The organism is Haloarcula sp. NS06 (assembly GCF_051122755.1).
Taxonomy (GTDB): Archaea; Halobacteriota; Halobacteria; order Halobacteriales; family Haloarculaceae; genus Haloarcula.
Genome location: NZ_CP184846.1, coordinates 18,954 through 36,115 on the forward strand (window position 1 = coordinate 18,954; position 17,162 = coordinate 36,115).

A 17,162-nucleotide genomic window follows, 5' to 3' on the forward strand; every position below is an offset into this window, starting at 1 on the left:
CGAGGGCACAAGTACCGCGTATGCGCCGACGGACGGTTCTCAAATCGACGGGTGCGGTTGGAACAATTGTCGGAATGGCCGGCTGTCTCGGTAGTGGTCGCTTCGGCGACTCGAATCCCGATGTCGTGCTCGAAGAACCCGACCGGGAGTTCGAGAGCAGCGATGTTCCGTATCCCGCATGGGGTGAACAGATTCCGGACGTACGTGTCGCCACACCGACTGAATCACGCAAGGTTCGGTTGCGCGATATTGAAACACCGACTCTCCTCACGTTCTTTTATAGCCACTGCCAGACTGTCTGCCCTGTCCTCATCTCGACCCAGCGGAACATTCAGAGCCACGCACAGAACAACGGCTACGCCGCTGATGTCCGGTTCCTCCCGATGACGTTTCGACCCCGCCCGTGATACCGCAGAACGACTCGGAGCGTACGCTGACAAGATGAACGTCGACGCCGATAGCGGAAGCTGGCAGTTCCTTCGACCGGCGTCAAAGAAACGGGCGAAGGCTGTCATACAGGACCAGTTCGGGGTCATGTTCCAGCGAACTGAACCCGAGGATATGGATATGTACATGTTCACGCACACAGCACTGACGCTACTGGTCAACGCCGATGGGTTCGTCGAGCGTGCTTACCGCTCGAAGTCACCGGACGAAGAAACAATCATTGCCGATCTTGAAACGGTGAGAACCGCGTGAACCGCCGGCAGGTCGTTGCGGCGATGACCGGACTCGGTCTCACCGGTGGGAGTCTCTGGGTTGCCCAGAACGGGCTGTCAGGTATCCAGCTCCAAGACACAGAACAGCTTCCGGTTCGCGTTGAAACCCTCGATGCACGCGGCTCGTCGGCAGGCGAAACGGCCGTGCCGACGCCGGGAACTGTCACGGTGGTCGACCTGTTCGCTACGTGGTGTGCGCCCTGTGACGACCAGCTTGAGATACTCGACGCGATCCGGCCCGAGTACACCGACGTGTCGTTCGTCTCAGTGACGAACGAGCGGCCGAATGAGACACTGACGAGGGCTGATATCAGCGAGTGGTGGAACCGCAATGGCGGAGCCTGGACTGTCGGCTTGGACCCCGGCAGCGAGTTGCTTGCGGCGTTCGGGGCAGACGGACTTCCGTACATCGCGATTGCTGACGAAAGCGGAACTGTCCAGTTCGGTCACAGCGGGCTCGCCGAGGAAGAGACGCTCCGAGACGAACTCGACGCACTGGTGTAAGATGGCTGAAGTCGCCGTATTCGGGACACTTGCGTTCGCTGCCAGCGCTGGCGTCGCGACGTTTTTTGCCCCGTGTGCGTTCCCACTTCTTCCGGGGTACATCGGGTATTACCTGCGTGAAAGCGACGGTGATGTGAGTATGCTGCCACCGGCCACCGCCGCTGCTGGCGGAGCGCTTGCTGCGCTTACCCTCGTTGCGCTGCTCGTCCTCGCACTCGGCCAACCGCTCAAGAACGCACTCCCGATGCTCGAACCAGTTATCGGACTTGGTCTGATCGCGTTCGGCGTCGTGATGCTCCTGAACCGTGAGCCTGAACTCCGCGTCCCGCTGCCAGAGCGACCGGCATCAGTAACTGGATTTGGCGTGTTCGGTGCTGTGTACGCGGTCGCCGCAGCTGGCTGTGTCGTGCCGCTGTTCTTCGGCGTGGTCACCCAGGCGCTTGCACTGCCAGTCCACACAAGTCTTCTCGTCCTCACAGCGTACGCACTCGGCGTCGCGGTTCCGCTTGTCGGCGTGACACTTCTTGCAGGCGTTGGAATCGGCATTTGGCGCACCTTTGGCACGTACCTGCACCGGATACACCAGATCGCAGCCGTCGTGATGATACTTGCTGGCGGCGGGCAGATTTACCTCTCAGTGTTCAAGCTCGGCGTGGTGTAGGTTCAATCGAGCTTAATTGTAGTGGGTAGCCCCACAGTCGGGGCTGGAACAGCGGCATAATTGGAGTCTCATCATCGGATATCGATTAGCGGGTCCTCAGATAGGCGGACAGCGGACTGCTCATAGGCCGAACCTGTTCGAATTCTTCGTTGCGTGGTCCTCGTAATGGCCGAAGATGTCCGTCACTTCGGGTGTCGCCCCTGAACCAGAGTACACCGTCAATAGATCACCCGCTTCGATGCGTGTCTGCCCTCGTGGTGTGATAGGCGCGTCCGCGTCGTTCCGCTCAATCGCGACAACGAGCGTCTCGGCATCTAACAGTCCCTCCTCGTCGGCTTCAATGAGTGTCAGCCCGGCAATCGGTGCCTTCTCGGTGACTGTGATTTCGAACACTTCCGCAACATCACCGACTCGCATATAATCAACAATCGATGGCCGGTCCACGGATCTGAAGAGTGATTCCGCAATGAGACGCTGTGGGTTCTCCATCGTGTTGACGCCGATCTGTTTAAACAGGTTCATGTGCTCCGGATTATGGACGACTGACACAATTGCAGGGATTTCCAGTTCCTGTGCCAGAAGGGAGATCATGACGTTTGTCGCATCTTGATCCGTCGTCGTGATGATCGCATCTGCGCGGTTGGCACCGGCATCCTCCAGCGTTTCTTTGACGGTCGCATCCGCGTTGAGGACCATACAGTCGAACTCGTTGGCGACTTCATCCGCTCTCGCAGCGTCCTGCTCGATGACGACGACTTCGTTTCCGGTTCCTGTTGCAATTTCGATGAGCGGCGTTCCAATATCGCCCGCTCCGACAGTGATTATGTACATATATTCTGTGTGTGGTTGCTTTGCAGTCCATATACAGCAGGGATCACGCGTCACTCACCAACCGGTCACCATTGCATACCTTCCCGAGATAGTGCCACCGGTACTTGCCGTCTTCTCCTTCGATATCGGGTTCCCACTGGACGCGGTAGGCGAAGGGGCCACGCCTCTCCCCAGCACTGTCAGATCGTTCGACAACGACAATGGTGTATGCCTCGTACTCCTTCGTTCGCACGAGTGTCTCCCCTTCACGGGCTTCGATTGCCTCTGTGAGTGGTGGGTGGTCGTGGAGCAACTGCTGTGCGTAGTGGATGATCGCCCTGAGTTGGGTGTCACTACTGTCCTGCAGCGCAGTGATCGCTTCTTCAGAGACGTCCTCAGGCGGTTCAGTATCAAGTCCAGTCATATGTTCGTCGTATCCATCTCGTTTATACGGCAGTCGGCGTATCTTCCAGACTACTATTCTGGTATCGCTGAGATCGTTGTCACTGCTAGAATATTGTATCGTCATAAGTATTGCCAACCAACTACTGAATCCTGATACTGAATAATATATATTCTGCATTCCAAAATAGAATCAACAAGAAATACATTCGTTGTGTGCTTGCCGTGACTGTCTGTCCGAACACCGTCAGGACAAGAGGAACAGGCAATTCAGTACAAAACCCGTGCGCAGGAAGAATAGTCAGCAGGAGGATCTATGACGGCGTAATCGCTTCGTTCGTCTCACCGAACGCGTCCAGCGTCGACTCGGGGACACCGTTCCGAGAAAACACAGAGATAAGGTCTCCGGAACGGATTACCGTATCGCCTTTCGGCGTAATCATCTCATCGCCACGCTCAATTGCGATGATAAGGACCGCTTCGTCGAGTAGTGACTGTTCGTTCGCATCACGAAGTGTCGTCTCCACAATCGGGGCATTCGGGCTGACGGTTACGTCGACCACTTCCGCACCACCGGAGAGCGACACCATGTCGGTCATCGCCCCCTGCTTACTCGCGCCATCCGGTCCGAAGGGTTCGTAGGGGGTAAAATACTCCTCCTGAATCAGGTCTTCGTCCTCTATCTCGAGGCCAAGCTTGCTGAGCTGGTGGGCAATCCGCGTGAGATCACTCATTTCCTCGCCCACGGCCTTGATCTGGAGGTTGCCACGGCCGGTCCGGAGTTCTCGAACGTTTACCACGCCGGGGACCGTGAGCGCCTTTCTGGCCAGATTCTCTCGCTCGCTCGCAGAGGTGTTACAGACGAACAGATTGGTCAGGCGACTCTCACACCGCTCGTAGTCGATATCGGCGTGATACCCCTTGATGATGCTTGCATCTTCGAGCTGGTCGATGCGGTTGCGAATCGTCCCTGGGGAGACATCCATCTCATCAGCGACCATCGGGGCCGAGATGTTCCGTGCATCCTGTTGCAACGCGTAGATGATGCGCCTGTCGATTTCGTCGAGACGCCGACTCATACTGGAACTACAGGGGGCGTGGCAATCCCTTTTTCCCTTAACCCGACGGCGGCTAAAGATGACAGTCGACAATTTGACTCGGCGAGTAACCGATCATAACGAGACATCGTCGACTTGGAGTCGGGCTATTACCGCGGTCTAGGTGGTTCATTCGCCGATTGACCTATACAGCGATTCAAACACTGTTTGCGACACCGCTCCGGAACGTGTTGCGCCTACACAGACGGACAGGCGCGTGTCCTCGGTGTTGGCTTTTGGTATATCTGAGCTACAGCATACATCTAATACGCTATCCGCAATATCTCCACGCACTTATTACGGATAAACAATCAGTACGTAGCATGACTCACACAGAAACCAGTCTGCAGGAGTTTCTGGAGCGCTCTGATACTGCTGCTCCGCCACAACGAATTCTCTACCCGATTTTCAGTACACACGACGATTTCACGTTCGAGACTGCGCTGAACATCGCGGACGGTATCGATGGGGAACTGCTCGTTCTTGATTTTCTCACGGGCGGCGCTACCCGGAGTTCAGAGACAACTTCAGTCGGTCGAAAGCTACTGCAGGCACGACTGGACGAGACGCACACTGCTGACGCGCATTTGATTGTTGAAGAGACCGATAGCCCACTCAAGACCGCAATCAAGGTCGCACAACGGCGCCACGTCCAGTTGGCTGTGTTGGACGAGCACACACCCGAACTGTTTGGTGAAGGACTTCGAGGCAACGCAGCCGACCGGATGCGAAAGAAAGCATCGTGCGATGTTGTCTCCGTTACATATTCACGACCTGCCTCGGGAATCTCATCGGTACTTGTCCCGATTGCCGAAGGCACACATTCTGCTCTCGGAGTTGTTGTCGGCGGCGCGTTAGCGATGGGCGCAGACGCACCCCTTGACCTCTTCCACGTGTCTGAAACGAAAGACGAGACTGCGGTGGCAAGAGCATCAAAGCTGTTCGAAACAGCGCGAACCCGTCTCCCGGAGTCGGTCACCCTCGACACATGGCATCTCGAAGCACCTGATGTTGCGGAAGCAATAATCAACGAGTCTACGCATTATACGGTCACTGTGATAGGGAAACCAACCCAAAGCCGCCTTCGAGAGTTCGTAACGGGCTCAGTGACTGCAGCCGTAACAGAAGAATCCGAGAATGCAGTTCTGACCGTACAGGGAGACGGCGATGGCGGTTTCAGCTTCGAGCGAAACTGACTTCGATAGACTGAGTATTCCGAGACGTGACCCCGAAACCGTGATGTTAGTGTATGCAGTGCTATAGCGAAGTCGCGTAGCTCACCAGTACTTGTGAAGAGGTATGAATGGTGGCGGCGAACCAGATTTCCCAGAGGCTCGCGCACTCCAGTACTCCCTGGAACGCTGGTGGGCTTATCTTCCGTGTTCGAGATGGGTACGGGAGGCAACCCCACCGCTGTGGCCGCCTATATACCTACTCTGGGGGCCACAGGTATAAGGGTAGCTACTCGGAGACGAAAACTACCCGAACACAGTTCACCCGTTCAATAGCAGAAAATCGAAACGTACGATACGACTTGCTCCGGCATTCTGTTCTGGAGTGCTAACCCATTTTCGTGCTCGGTAGCGCTGGAGAGATATCGGTCGCTGCGATCTAAGCGGCGTACAGAATCCAACTAGGCGCTCACTCAAACCGGCCGCTGAAGACAATTTCGTCCAGCGGCTTCCGACCGCTCGGTTCTTCACGCTCTTTGAGGTCGTCAGGTAACGTTTCGGGGTCGGCGCGTTCACCGACGGCGACCATCGCCTCGGCATCGAATTCGTCTTCGGGGACGCCAAGGACGTCGTGAATCCGGTCCCAGTCGAAGCCCGCCATCGGATGGACAGCCAGGTCACGCCGAGCGCCTTCGAGAGCGAGGTTCTGCCATGCCGCGCCGGTATCAAAAGAGCGCGTCACAGCGGGCTCGCCGTTGTGGTCGAGGGTGACCTTCGAGAAGACGGCGATGAGCGCGCCAGCATCGCGTGCCCAGGAGCGGTTGGCCTCGTTCAGCAGGTCGAGGAAGGAGTCCCACTCGTCGTCTTCGCGAGTAGCGTAGACAAACCGCCAGTGCTGATTATTGAACGCGGACGGGGCCCAGCGTGCGGCTTCAAACAACGAATGGAGGTCATCGTCAGCGAGAGAGTCACCAGTCATCGCACGGGGCGACCAGCGATTGACAAAGAGCGGGTCGACGTTGTGGACAGGGTCACGGTATTCTGCGATCTCGTCGTCGAGATTATGGGCGGCATTCGTCTGTGACATTATACATCTCTCTTCGGTTTGCGCACGTATGTACTACCGGCAACATAACTACAATCAGGTAACATCGATGCTATCTTCGAGTACATATAAAGTACATGATATAGTGTAGCACAGTCACGTACAGCTAATCAAATCAGGGCGCGACCGTGGTTGTCTATGATAAACTGACACGTCTACGCCGGGCTGTTCAGACCCACACCGAGTGTGTGCTCGCACTACGGCTGTCGCCAGAGAACTGGTCAACGGCCAGACGAGGGAACGCCGAGCGAGACGCCGGCAAGGAAGATAGGCAGGCCGACGATAGCAACGGCGGCGGCGCTGGCCGTGGCCACGGGGATGAAAAGCACGCCCAGTCCAACCGGTGCAGGCAGTATCGGAAGAACTGGCAGCATCGACAGCACGAACCCGATGGCGGCGGTTTTCAACGCCAGCCGGCGGTTTCCGTGGCCGACTGCGTACCCAGCCGGGAGAAGCACAAACGCCGGTCCAAGAATCAACAGTGTTGACACTAGGAAGGTGAACCCGTCCCTGACAACCATCGGCGCCGCCGCTATCGTCACTCCGAGCGCGATGCCCGCGCCGACTACTGCGCCGCCAACGACCGCCCGATAGCTTGTGCGCTCACGGACACGCTGCTGAGAAAGGGCTATTCCACACACGAACAGCGCAGTGCCACCGCCGAACAGCGGTGCCGCTATGCCACCTACCCGCAAAACGCCCGCTGCTCCAAGAAGCGACAGGACAGTCGCTAGCGCGCCGACGCCGGCGAATACGATGCCTGCGGAGTCTCGGACTTGTTTCAAATCCCAATCAAGCCAGCCAACGCCCCCGGCAGCAGCGCCAATCAAGAGAGTAAACACCGCTGCGGGGAGCGTGATGTACGCAATCGCTTTCACTGCCATCACGGGACCGAGAAGTGTTCCGACCGCGAGTAGACTCAACAGCGGCCCAATGGCCGTATCCTGGGGAACGAACGTCACAACACGCCCGTCGTTGAGTTCGGTCAGCGTCATCCGCTGTCCGTCGTCTGAGACGGTTGCGCCGTCAATGCCCTGCCCGACTCGCATCCCGTCGGGAGCCACGACGACAAGCCGGTCAGCACCGAGGCCATCGAGGTTTCGATAGCCGTAGGCTTCAGTAAACTCGCCAGTCCGGACCGTCCTGCCGACGGACTGCTCGGCGAAGTCGGCCTCGCGGTAGCGTAGCGTTATGACGCCATCACCGGAAACGTTCGCGCTCAGGAGTTCGGTGTCCCACATCGCTCTGTCAGCGATAGCAGTCCGGAGGCTCTCGTTTGCCCGGAGGCGTGCAACCCCCTCTGAATTAGACAGACGATTGTGGACGACCCACGTAGCGCTTCCGTTGTTGTTGACGGCGACGGTTGCATTGCTGTGGGTGACGGTGACCGATACACCGTGGGACTCGGCTGTCGATTCAAACGTGTCACCGCAGGCGTCACACAGCGGCCGCGGTGGGGGCGCTGCGCCAGCGGGCATGGCGATACAGAGGAGCGACGCACAGACCAGACAGAGGAGGGCAAGGTGGTGGAGTCGATGCGGGGCCATGTCGCATATCTATCTTGTCATGTGTTAAGAGATACCGATTACTCAAACAACGGTTATACCAACACGGACAGCAGGTGACACTTCGGCCGATACATCTCTGACAAGTATACCGCTCACTGGATATCGCGTCCGCTATGCCGGCCGGAGTTAACTTTTGGCGGTATCGATGTGGTTACTGAGCGGAGCCGACGCCGTCACTGCTTCATCGAGTACCCCTGACACCTACTCCACCACATCGGGAGGGTACAGTAGATACTGTCGAATCCGCTATCGCGTTCGCCGTCGCTGGTCAGAAACGCGGTCTCGCCGTCGATGAGGCCGATACTGCAGGGCACAGATTCGTCAAGTTAGATGCACGTATCCGCGAAACCGCTATCAGATCATCTGGGATGTTCTCATCTAGGATAACAGCTTATACGGACAGAACCACGATAGTGGAAAGAACTCCGTGACAGCAATCGAGATCGAATCACTCCGGAAGTCCTACGGCGACGTAACCGCGATAGCCGACCTCTCGCTCAGCATCGACGATGGTGAGTTCTTCGGACTGCTCGGGCCGAACGGCGCCGGCAAGACCACGACGATGGAGATCCTCACCGGACAACTCAGTCCGGACAGTGGACAGGCAGCGGTACTCGGTGTCGACCCGGCAACGCAGCCAACAGCGGTCCGCGAACGAGCGGGGATTCTCCCTGAAAAAGAGTCACCGCCGAGTTTCATGACGCCGCGCGAGTACTTCGACTTCGTCGGTGCTATCCGGGATATGCCCGACGACGAAGTGACAGCGCAGACCGAGTCGTGGGCCGACCGGCTTGGCTTTACCGAGAAGCTCGACACGCTGTCCTCGGACCTTTCGCGGGGCCAACAGCAGAAAGTGATGATCGCCGGCGCGTTCTTCCACGAGCCTGCTGTCGTATTCATCGACGAACCGCTGGCGAATCTCGATCCGATCGTTCAGGAGCGGGTCAAGCGCTTCCTGCGTTCGTACCGGGACGACGGCAACACAATTGTCGTCACAACACACGACGTAGACGTTGCTGCCGAACTCTGTTCGCGGGTCGGCATCATGTACGGCGGCGACCTCGTCGCTGATGTCCGGCCGACAGAACTCGACGCCGATGTGACGCTCCTCGACGTGTTTCTGGACAACGTCGACGCGACAGTGGACCAGGGACCCAAACCGCTGACACATGAGTGACGGACGGGCGCGCAGGGTGTTTGTCGAGATGCTCCGGGAGGAGTGGCGACTCCACAGCCGGCTCTTTCGCGGCAGTCACTTCTCCCTGTTTCCGGTGTTTATCTGTCTGCTCGCTGGAGGCGCAGCCAAACTTCTCTCTGTTACCGGGACCGAACCGGAAACCGTGTTCGCCGGCCTCCACGCACTGGTATTCGTCTTCGGTCTCCACACGGGGTCTATCGGCTTTGTGGGACGGGATGCGCTCCGGAATCTTCTCGGTGATGTGACGCTGCTGGTCTTTTCGGCCCGCACACTCCCGCTATCGCAGAACACGCTGCTGGGACTGTTCATCGTCAAGGACAGTGTCTACTACGCAGTGCTGTTTCTGCTGCCGATCTCTCTGGAACGGTGCTTGCAGTCCAAGGAGCCGCTGGGCCCCTCCTCGTGGCTGAGACTGTCTCCCTTCTGTGGACGACTCTGGCACTGACGTTCGTCTTCGGGATGGGAACGACGATTGCGGCCCTCGGTCTCGCTGGCCGCGGCGTTCCCGGTCTGGCGCTACTTTCGGCCCCACTCGTCGCCGTCGGTGCAGCGCTGGCAAGTGGTGTCGATATCGTCTCCTACACCCCCTACGGTCTGTTCCTCGCCCAGACCCCTGTGCGGACCGGAGCGACGGTTGCCAGTATCCTCATCGTCTTTCTGCTCAGCGCTGCCACCTTCGATGCGACCGCGCCCCGTCCCGCTCGAACGGTCACACCGGCCTTCCGCCGCTGGTGGCGACGGCTCGGTGACCCAGTTGCAACGAAGAGCCTGCTCGACATCCACCGGAGCGCTGGCGGGTTCGGGAAAGTCCTCTTTTCAGCGGCGGTGCTGTTCGGCGTCACTGCCGCACTGGTCGATTTCGCCGGACAGATAACGGGCGTGCCACCGTCCACTGGGATCTCATTCGGTGCTATTCTCGGGCTCTCGGGGTTTACGACCTACAACTGGCTCACACAATCCGACGATGTGAGCCTGTATTTCGCCCACCCACTCTCTGTGAAAGCCGTTTTCGCGGGGAAGTTTCGGGCGTTCCTCCTGCTCGGCCCACTGGTCGGACTCGTGTTCTACGGACTCGCACTCGTCTGGCGTGGCGGGCCGGTCGTTGAGGCAGCCGTCGGGGCCGTCCTGCTCGTCGGCGTTGCCTGCTACATCTTCGGTACTACTGTGTACCTCACCGGCCTCTCTCCGAACGAGTTCCTCTTCGACACAGCCCTGTTCGCTGTTTTCGGCGCGGCAATGGTCCTTCCGCTAGTCCCGATCCTTATCGCCGGGTTCGCCATCTCGCCGCTGTCTGGGACCTTGCTTGCCGCGCTCGGTGGGTTTGGTGGTGTCCTCGGCGTTGTCGGTGTCGGCCTCTACCGTCGGTCGCTACCGAAGTGGTTGAACCGGTATCACCAGGCCTGAACTGCAAAAGCGGTCGTCTGTAACGACGAAGAGAACACAGCCCACCGAAATATATCGGTGATGTGGTCGATGTAACCGAATGCGGGCTCCGTGGTATCGCTGTTGGAGCCCTGCCCTGAATATATTCGCACAAAGGCTCTCTACAGTAGCTAGTGATCGATAGATTGCATGGCAGAACAACAACTCGATCTTCGAGAGATTCCACCGCCGAAGCGACACCCGAAGATCTTCGATGCGTTCGAGGACCTGGACAGCGGAGAGGCACTGACGATAGTCAACGACCACGAGCCGACGCCGCTCTATCACCAGATGGCCGCGGAGCGACAATCGTTCGACGCCGAGGGCTACACTGTCGACCGCATCGGTTCAAACGAGTTCATCGCAACCCTCCCGAAAAAGTAGCCTGCGACCGGGGTGGAAAAACTGGCTACGCCGATTGAGTGAGGGTGGTCATTGCGTAGCCGGCGTGACAAAGCACTTACAAAGCGATATAGAACCGTCCTCTATGGTCCCTGCCCGTCCTACCCGCGATCAGGTCCCGGCCCTCTTGTTAATACTGGCCGGCATCGGTCTCGTGTTGTTCGCTGGCATCCAGATCTATGACCACTCCCGGACTCAGCACACGTACTCCATCTCCGAACCTGACCGCGATATCTACCGGTACGAGGAGCTCTCAGATGGTGGCCAAGCGCTGGTCAGGACAGCACACAATACCTCCGGTGAAGCCGCAGTCTCGGCGGAGGAGCTGGACGCAGCCACCGAGTTCCGTCCCGATTACGGCTCGACAATCGTTGCGGTCGATGACACGTATTACTGTATTGATGCTCACCGCGGCCCTCGGGATGACGGGGGGACTGTGACTAGCGCCAGAGGCTGTGAGAACCGCATCTTCGGCACGGGTCCCGTCGTCCACGACTTCGAGTCGCTGTCGCCACAGGCTCAGGACGTGGTGTCACAGACACTTGCCGACTCCGACAATGAGGTCTCAATCTACGGTGACTCACCACCAGAGTTCGAGGGCGGCTCCGATGCCCCGTCGCTCAACGAGGGCATCTACTACATCCAGTACCAGGGAGAGTACTATCAACTTGATGTCGTCAGCAGGGGCGGTCTGGGCGTCGCGTTCCTGATGCAGTTCCTGTTTTTGGCTGGCTTTGTTGGGTTGTGCCTTGCGGTTGTCGGCGCAGTCAGCTTCTCCCGCCGACAGGTGTTGGTTCCGACGGCCCTGCTCGTCGGGCTGGTTCTGGTCCTCGGTCTGTTCGCTACCCGAAACGCCGACCTGCTGCCGCTCGAGTTCGTCCTCTTCGACCTCGATATCGAGTTCGTCATCATCATCGTGGGACTTGTCGTCGTCTGGGTAGCGTACACCCGGCTGCGATAATCCGAATGGGCGCCAGTGATCGCACTGCGGTTTTCGAATAGCTTTTGCTGGTCAGTATTTGTACTGGGATATGGACCGTCGTACCGCGAGACTCCTCAACGGTGTGCTGGCGCTATGCTGTCTCGCGCTCGTCTTCGCCGCTGTGTATCCGTTCACTAGTGTAAACCCTCACTCAAAGAAACCGGTCGATGAACGGTTCACGGTGCCCGAGTCCGACGACTACCGGGCGACGGGAGCGATTGTTGCGGCTAGTGAGACAGCACTCGAATTCGAGGGTGCTGTGACCGCTGACGGCGGGCGCTACCTGCACATTGACGAAGGTGATGTCAGAACCGAACACTTTCAGGCATCGTCGGGCGACCCGATCTACAGTCGTATCGTTGTCGAGGATGACGGCAGTACCGACCGACGACGAGAGCAGATCCAGAGCGATACTGAGTGGGAACTCCTCCAAGAGGACCAGACTGAGGGGGGCGTCACGTTCATTGTCAAACAGGATACAAACGATCTGGCGGACAAGGTCTCGGGAGCGGCGTCGGTCGTTGTCAGGAGCCTATATGTCAGTAGATACGAGCGGGAAGCCGACACCTCTCAAGACGTGACCGTCTACAAGCCGAAAAACGGCTGGTACGAAGGAGTGGAACCGTACCACATCACCGGGACTACGGGGACAGTGCGAACAGTCGGTGACACGACTGCCGTTCGCTCCGCGACGGTTACGTGGGACCAGACGAGGCCCGCGGGGACGTATGCAGAACTCGCTCTGGTCAGGCTGACAGGCGATGCCCCGAAAACGTTCGACATCTCTTTCGAGTTCAAGTCGGGCGAGACGACAGTGACTCGGCCGGCGTGGGTCACCAAGGTCCGAACCGGACCGGAGGCCGGACAGTCACGGAACGCATCGTAACGGGAAGGCTATCTTGTACGGTCTGTGTAGAGCCGTCACCCCCTACGAACTGTCCGAGAGTGACGACGAGGCGTCGAGACTGGAGATGCAGGCAGCAGGGTGGCAAACTGTGCTTCGGCGTTCGCTCCACGGGCTGAAAGTGTCCTGTCTGCTGTCTGTATGGTCGGTTTTTATTTCTCTCCCTGTGAACGCTCCGATAGAATGGCATCCTACGACGCGTTTGACCCGGCCGTCGAAGTTAACGGGCAAACGGTACTCACGATAGTTGAGGCGGCGATGGGGAAGTTCTCAGACGAGTACCGAGACCGGGCGCTAACGGCGCTCGCTTCGGAGGGGATCACCGAACCGGCGGCTGATGAGTGGTACCCACAGCAGGCCTGGCTGAACGCGTTCGAGACGATTGCCGATGACCTGCAACCGCACGTTCTTGACCGACTCGGCGAACAGATACCCCGCGTCGCGGACTGGCCGAACGACTTTGATACTGTTCCGGCGGGCCTCCAGTCGATAGACGAGGCTTACCAGCGGAATCACCGCGGCGGGGACATCGGGCAGTATCGCTTCGAATCCGTTGGCGACCGGACCGGCGAGGTGACCTGTGAGAACCCGTATCCATGTCCGTTCGACCGTGGTCTCATCCGTGGGGTTGCCCAGCAGTACGCGCCGGTCGACGCGTTCGTGTTCCTCGAAGAAACGGGCGAGACGTGTCGCCGGCACGGGGACGATGCGTGTACCTACACGGTCTACTGGTAGCGGTGACTACTGCTCGTACGCTTCAAGCGCCTCGCGGAGTTCGGCGGCCGAGTACTCTGATGCGAGCTGTACAATCTCTTCCAGGTCTTCGTACGTCTCGCGGAGATTTCGAACGCGCTCTTGCTCGCGAGTATCTGCCGACATCTGCTCTTCCGCCCGGCAGATGGTCCTGAGCGTCGTCTGAACTTCCCGCTGGATGTATTGCTGGAACACGTCCTGCAGGATGAACCAGATCTCGCGTTCGGCCTCAAACCGGACTCGTCTCCCGCCCCCTGTAGACGACCTGCGGTGGATGAGTCCGACACGCGACAGTGTCCGCGTGACGTTACTGACCGTTGATTTCGCATAGCCAGTTTCATCGACCAGTTCCGGAATAGAGAGCGGCGCTGCAGCGAAGTACAGCACGCCGTAGATGCGCCCGGCACTTCGGCTGAGGCCGTACACCTCTGCCGACTGTTCCATCGATTCGATGATACGTTCCCGTGCGACCGAATTGTCATCATCACTCATGAATCCGAACTGGCTGCCCTGTTTGCCGCGTGTCCTGCTGTATCATATTTCTGGCTATTACTTCCGTAAGTATTAAATTGTTTGATTGGTTTGTTCGGATTGAACCGAACAAACAGAAACGATCGCCGATACCCTCCCTACAACTCATGGCAAGCACTTTCCCACACCACCCACCGGTTGACTATGCACCTCGAGAGCAGACGAACGTCGTAGTCAACGGTACCGAACCGACTGATGTCCTTCAGATCCTCTCGTCCGATGCCGCCCAGGAGATATTGGGGGCGGTCAGAGACGAACCGCGGACCGCATCGGATATCGCGGACACAGTCGACCGCTCACTCCAGAGCGTCTCCTATCATCTCGACCGTCTCTGTGAAGCTGACCTTATCGAACCCGCCGAAACGTGGTACTCGGAGAAGGGGACGGAGATGACAGTGTACGCCCTCGCTACGGAACGACTTGTCGTGCAGTTCGGTGACAGCGCTGACCGGTCCGTGTAGCGTCACAGCTGTTTCGAGCACTGCCTGTTCCCAGAAATTTCCAGTCAGGGTCGGGCAGATCTGTTTTCGCTGCCGAAACAGAGACAAACAGACATATTCGACCGCTTCTCGTACGCCGAATATGGATGACGGGACGGGCGCGGAACGAACGAAGGCGACAGTGTTACAGCGGGTTTCGAGCGTACTAGACGCCGACGCTCACGACGCGACGGAGCTCGACGGCGGGGAAGTCGGGTCGGTCTACCGTGTGGCCTTTCGCGACCGTCCTGATTTGGCGGTGAAAGTCGACGACTCGCCGCTCGGAATCGAGGCAGCAATGCTTCAGTACCTCGACCGTGACACGCCCCTCCCCGTTCCGGACGTCCTCCACGTCGAACCGGAACTGCTCGTACTGTCGTTTATTCGCGGCGACGGCCGATTCGACAAGCGGGCCGAACGCGACCTTGCGCGACACGTCGCGGCTCTCCACGACATCTCGGCTGACGCGTTCGGTTTTCCGTTCGATACCCTCTCGGGCCCGTTCAGTCAGTCGAATCCATGGACCGAGTCGTGGATCGATTTCTTCCGCGAGCGACGGCTCCTCCCTTTTGCAGAGGCCGCGCGGAACGATGGAACCTTGCCAGCCGCCGAGTTCGACCGGATACAGCGACTGGCGGAAACGCTCGATGCTCGCCTCGTCGAGCCAGCCACGCCATCGTTGTTGCACGGCGATATCCATCCCGGAAACGCTGTCGTGGCTGACGGAACCGTTCGAGCCGTCCTCGATCCAGCGATCTATTTCGGCCACGCTGAAGTTGACCTAGCGTACGTCGATCGACTGGATTCGATTGGAGCTGCCTTCTACGACGAATACCGACAACACCGCGACATTTCCACAGGGTACTTCGAAGACCGACGCGACGTGTATGTCGCCTTTCACGCGCTGGAGAACGTGCGGTTTCTCGGCGAAGACGGACTCCCGAGACTCGATAGTGCGTTAGACCGTCTCGGGGTGTAAACAGCGAGAGCGGTGGATTCGCCCGCCGTTCCGATGGCTGGCTCAGTCAGCCAACGAGATGTTCTGCCGGAGGTCGTCTTCGATTGCCTCAAGCGTCCGGCCCTTGGTTTCGGGGACGTAACGGTAGACGAACACCAGTCCCAGGAGACTGCAGAGACCGAACAGCCAGAACGTCGCAGAGGTTCCGACGCCGTCAGTGAGGACGGGGAACGTCAGCGACACGAGGAGATTCGCACCCCAGTTGGCGACAGTAACGACGCCCATCGCCGACCCGCGAACGGAAAGCGGGTATATCTCAGATATCAGGAGCCAGAAGACCGGGCCGAGACCGATTGCAAAAAAGGACACGAACAGCATCAGGCTGATCGTGGCGATAATACCGAGGCCGCCTTCGAGCCCGGGAAGGTAAAATACGGTACCGAGGACGGCGAGGGTCGCAACCATCCCGCCGACACCGACAAGCAAGAGCCGGCGACGACCGACGCGGTCGACAAGCATGATTGCCACGACCGTCATCACTACGTTGATCGTCCCGATGCCGACTGTCGCGAGGATCGAGGCCACACTTCCAAGGCCGGTGGACTCGAGAATTGTCGGGGCGTAGTAGATGACCGCGTTGATACCGGTAATCTGCTGGAAGACAGCGAGTCCAAGCCCGACCACGAGCGCGGGACGGAGCCACGGAGCCAGCAGGTCCCGAACGCCGGTTTCGGACTGTGTTTCGACGGTCTCTTCGATCTCGTCGAGTTCCTGCTCGACACCGTCGGACCGCGTTCGCTTGAGCACGGCTCTGGCCTCGTCTTTCTGCCCATGCTCGAAGAGCCAACGTGGGCTCTCAGGCATCTTCAGAATGCCAATAGCAAGAACGACGGCCGGGACCATCCCGGCACCGAGCATCCAGCGCCACGCGCCAGCGTCGGCGAACGCGTAGTTGACGAAATACGAGAGCAGGATTCCGGTAGTCACCATGAGCTGATTGAGCGAGGTGAGTCCGCCACGGATCTCTGGTGGTGCGATTTCAGAGATGTACAGCGGGCCGACAATCGACGCGAAGCCGATAGCGACGCCGTCGATAAGCCGACCGGCGACGAGGACGGGGACGGTCGGCGCGACGGCCATCGTGAACGATCCGACGAAGAACACGATAGCCGCGATGAGGATGAGGCGACGGCGACCGAGGCGGTCGGCCAACTGGCCACCCACAGCCGCGCCGGCCGCGGCCCCTGCCATCGCGCCACTGACAATGATCCCCTCGACGAGCGGCGACATGACGAACGAGTCCTGAATGAACAGGAACGCGCCCGAGATGATCCCGGTGTCGAACCCGAACAACAGTCCGTTCAGCGCGGCTAACGCGGAGACGACGTAGACGAACCGGTCGCCGCCACCGCTGAGGACATCGCGTATGGTAGCTGTGGACATCTGTATAAATGTGAACTCGAATCTGTGTAAAAGTCTTTCCAAGTCTATTCGC

18 protein-coding genes, 1 rRNA gene and 2 pseudogenes are annotated in these 17,162 nt (G+C 58.7%); 12 read left to right on the top strand and 9 right to left on the bottom strand.

Features of this window, described 5'->3' with window-relative positions; genetic code table 11:
* Positions 1-20 precede the first annotated feature (20 nt).
* The 3 genes and pseudogenes from ACODNH_RS21820 (at position 21) to ACODNH_RS21830 (ending at position 1,884) form a co-directional block, all read left to right on the top strand.
* Positions 21-699: pseudogene (locus ACODNH_RS21820) on the top strand (SCO family protein).
* Positions 696-1,223: a TlpA family protein disulfide reductase gene (locus ACODNH_RS21825; RefSeq protein ID WP_306710550.1), complete on the top strand. Its 528-nt coding sequence runs from the start codon at positions 696-698 to the stop codon at positions 1,221-1,223. Before ACODNH_RS21820 ends, ACODNH_RS21825 begins: the two are co-directional and overlap by 4 nt.
* A gap of 1 nt (position 1,224) precedes the next feature.
* Entirely contained in the window at positions 1,225-1,884 is a 660-nt protein-coding gene (locus tag ACODNH_RS21830) for a cytochrome c biogenesis protein CcdA (protein WP_306710547.1), read from the top strand.
* Between the two features lie 120 nt (positions 1,885-2,004).
* Here the strand turns inward: ACODNH_RS21830 and ACODNH_RS21835 are convergent, their stop codons facing one another.
* The 3 genes from ACODNH_RS21835 to ACODNH_RS21845 form a co-directional block, all read right to left on the bottom strand.
* Entirely contained in the window at positions 2,005-2,715 is a 711-nt protein-coding gene (locus ACODNH_RS21835) for a potassium channel family protein (RefSeq protein WP_306710545.1), read from the bottom strand.
* 43 nt (positions 2,716-2,758) lie between these two features.
* On the bottom strand, positions 2,759-3,118 hold the full coding sequence (locus ACODNH_RS21840) for a hypothetical protein (RefSeq protein ID WP_306710543.1): 360 nt from the start codon (positions 3,116-3,118) through the stop codon (positions 2,759-2,761).
* A 292-nt stretch (positions 3,119-3,410) separates the two neighbouring features.
* The gene (locus ACODNH_RS21845; RefSeq protein ID WP_306710541.1) at positions 3,411-4,175 is read right to left on the bottom strand and encodes an Lrp/AsnC family transcriptional regulator; all 765 of its coding nucleotides are present in this window, start codon (positions 4,173-4,175) and stop codon (positions 3,411-3,413) included.
* Positions 4,176-4,516: 341 nt separating this feature from the next.
* On the opposite strand from ACODNH_RS21845, the gene ACODNH_RS21850 reads away from it, so the two are divergent.
* Complete coding sequence (locus tag ACODNH_RS21850; RefSeq protein ID WP_306710538.1) at positions 4,517-5,389, top strand: universal stress protein; 873 nt, start codon at positions 4,517-4,519, stop codon at positions 5,387-5,389.
* 108 nt (positions 5,390-5,497) lie between these two features.
* On the opposite strand, the gene rrf is transcribed toward ACODNH_RS21850, so the two are convergent.
* The 4 genes from rrf to ACODNH_RS21870 form a co-directional block, all read right to left on the bottom strand.
* A 5S ribosomal RNA gene (gene rrf, locus ACODNH_RS21855) occupies positions 5,498-5,620 on the bottom strand.
* A gap of 214 nt (positions 5,621-5,834) precedes the next feature.
* Complete coding sequence (locus ACODNH_RS21860) at positions 5,835-6,452, bottom strand: nitroreductase family protein (RefSeq protein ID WP_306710536.1); 618 nt, start codon at positions 6,450-6,452, stop codon at positions 5,835-5,837.
* Positions 6,453-6,691: 239 nt separating this feature from the next.
* On the bottom strand, positions 6,692-8,017 hold the full coding sequence (locus tag ACODNH_RS21865; RefSeq protein WP_434531832.1) for a hypothetical protein: 1,326 nt from the start codon (positions 8,015-8,017) through the stop codon (positions 6,692-6,694).
* A gap of 194 nt (positions 8,018-8,211) precedes the next feature.
* Complete coding sequence (locus ACODNH_RS21870; RefSeq protein WP_434531833.1) at positions 8,212-8,352, bottom strand: hypothetical protein; 141 nt, start codon at positions 8,350-8,352, stop codon at positions 8,212-8,214.
* A gap of 113 nt (positions 8,353-8,465) precedes the next feature.
* Between ACODNH_RS21870 and ACODNH_RS21875 the strand changes: the two genes are divergently transcribed.
* The 6 genes and pseudogenes from ACODNH_RS21875 to ACODNH_RS21900 all read left to right on the top strand — a co-directional run bounded on the left by ACODNH_RS21875 (position 8,466) and on the right by ACODNH_RS21900 (position 13,681).
* Positions 8,466-9,215: an ABC transporter ATP-binding protein gene (locus ACODNH_RS21875; protein WP_306710530.1), complete on the top strand. Its 750-nt coding sequence runs from the start codon at positions 8,466-8,468 to the stop codon at positions 9,213-9,215.
* Positions 9,208-10,640: pseudogene (locus ACODNH_RS21880) on the top strand (hypothetical protein). The gene ACODNH_RS21875 and the pseudogene ACODNH_RS21880 overlap by 8 nt, the downstream one beginning before the upstream one ends.
* Positions 10,641-10,808: 168 nt before the next feature.
* Positions 10,809-11,042: a DUF2249 domain-containing protein gene (locus tag ACODNH_RS21885; RefSeq protein WP_306710525.1), complete on the top strand. Its 234-nt coding sequence runs from the start codon at positions 10,809-10,811 to the stop codon at positions 11,040-11,042.
* A 103-nt stretch (positions 11,043-11,145) separates the two neighbouring features.
* On the top strand, positions 11,146-12,021 hold the full coding sequence (locus tag ACODNH_RS21890) for a hypothetical protein (protein ID WP_434531834.1): 876 nt from the start codon (positions 11,146-11,148) through the stop codon (positions 12,019-12,021).
* A 70-nt stretch (positions 12,022-12,091) separates the two neighbouring features.
* Entirely contained in the window at positions 12,092-12,928 is an 837-nt protein-coding gene (locus ACODNH_RS21895) for a hypothetical protein (RefSeq protein WP_434531835.1), read from the top strand.
* Positions 12,929-13,129: 201 nt separating this feature from the next.
* Positions 13,130-13,681, top strand: a complete 552-nt coding sequence (locus tag ACODNH_RS21900; protein WP_306711209.1) for a hypothetical protein — start codon at positions 13,130-13,132, stop codon at positions 13,679-13,681.
* 6 nt (positions 13,682-13,687) lie between these two features.
* Here ACODNH_RS21900 and ACODNH_RS21905 read toward each other — a convergent pair whose 3' ends face one another.
* Entirely contained in the window at positions 13,688-14,191 is a 504-nt protein-coding gene (locus tag ACODNH_RS21905; RefSeq protein WP_306711207.1) for a GbsR/MarR family transcriptional regulator, read from the bottom strand.
* Positions 14,192-14,337: 146 nt separating this feature from the next.
* Here ACODNH_RS21905 and ACODNH_RS21910 point away from each other — a divergent pair, with 146 nt between their 5' ends.
* Positions 14,338-14,691 carry an ArsR/SmtB family transcription factor gene (locus ACODNH_RS21910; RefSeq protein WP_306711205.1) on the top strand — a complete coding sequence of 118 codons (354 nt, stop codon included), beginning with the start codon at positions 14,338-14,340 and terminating at the stop codon, positions 14,689-14,691.
* A 121-nt stretch (positions 14,692-14,812) separates the two neighbouring features.
* Positions 14,813-15,688 (top strand): fructosamine kinase family protein, encoded by an 876-nt coding sequence (locus ACODNH_RS21915; protein WP_306711203.1) that lies wholly within the window; start codon positions 14,813-14,815, stop codon positions 15,686-15,688.
* Positions 15,689-15,730: 42 nt separating this feature from the next.
* Here ACODNH_RS21915 and ACODNH_RS21920 read toward each other — a convergent pair whose 3' ends face one another.
* A complete protein-coding gene (locus ACODNH_RS21920) occupies positions 15,731-17,110 on the bottom strand; it encodes a sugar porter family MFS transporter (RefSeq protein ID WP_434531836.1) in 1,380 nt (459 codons plus the stop codon).
* Positions 17,111-17,162 lie beyond the last annotated feature (52 nt).

Bases quoted from the DNA above. Each gene is read 5' to 3' on its own strand.
- ACODNH_RS21830 (WP_306710547.1), top strand. From the start codon at position 1,225: ATGGCTGAAGTCGCCGTATTCGGGACACTTGCGTTCGCTGCCAGCGCT.
- ACODNH_RS21835 (WP_306710545.1), bottom strand. From the start codon at position 2,715: ATGTACATAATCACTGTCGGAGCGGGCGATATTGGAACGCCGCTCATC.
- ACODNH_RS21840 (WP_306710543.1), bottom strand. From the start codon at position 3,118: ATGACTGGACTTGATACTGAACCGCCTGAGGACGTCTCTGAAGAAGCG.
- ACODNH_RS21845 (WP_306710541.1), bottom strand. From the start codon at position 4,175: ATGAGTCGGCGTCTCGACGAAATCGACAGGCGCATCATCTACGCGTTG.
- ACODNH_RS21850 (WP_306710538.1), top strand. From the start codon at position 4,517: ATGACTCACACAGAAACCAGTCTGCAGGAGTTTCTGGAGCGCTCTGAT.
- ACODNH_RS21860 (WP_306710536.1), bottom strand. From the start codon at position 6,452: ATGTCACAGACGAATGCCGCCCATAATCTCGACGACGAGATCGCAGAA.
- ACODNH_RS21865 (WP_434531832.1), bottom strand. From the start codon at position 8,017: ATGGCCCCGCATCGACTCCACCACCTTGCCCTCCTCTGTCTGGTCTGT.
- ACODNH_RS21885 (WP_306710525.1), top strand. From the start codon at position 10,809: ATGGCAGAACAACAACTCGATCTTCGAGAGATTCCACCGCCGAAGCGA.
- ACODNH_RS21890 (WP_434531834.1), top strand. From the start codon at position 11,146: ATGGTCCCTGCCCGTCCTACCCGCGATCAGGTCCCGGCCCTCTTGTTA.
- ACODNH_RS21895 (WP_434531835.1), top strand. From the start codon at position 12,092: ATGGACCGTCGTACCGCGAGACTCCTCAACGGTGTGCTGGCGCTATGC.
- ACODNH_RS21900 (WP_306711209.1), top strand. From the start codon at position 13,130: ATGGCATCCTACGACGCGTTTGACCCGGCCGTCGAAGTTAACGGGCAA.
- ACODNH_RS21905 (WP_306711207.1), bottom strand. From the start codon at position 14,191: ATGAGTGATGATGACAATTCGGTCGCACGGGAACGTATCATCGAATCG.
- ACODNH_RS21910 (WP_306711205.1), top strand. From the start codon at position 14,338: ATGGCAAGCACTTTCCCACACCACCCACCGGTTGACTATGCACCTCGA.
- ACODNH_RS21915 (WP_306711203.1), top strand. From the start codon at position 14,813: ATGGATGACGGGACGGGCGCGGAACGAACGAAGGCGACAGTGTTACAG.
- ACODNH_RS21920 (WP_434531836.1), bottom strand. From the start codon at position 17,110: ATGTCCACAGCTACCATACGCGATGTCCTCAGCGGTGGCGGCGACCGG.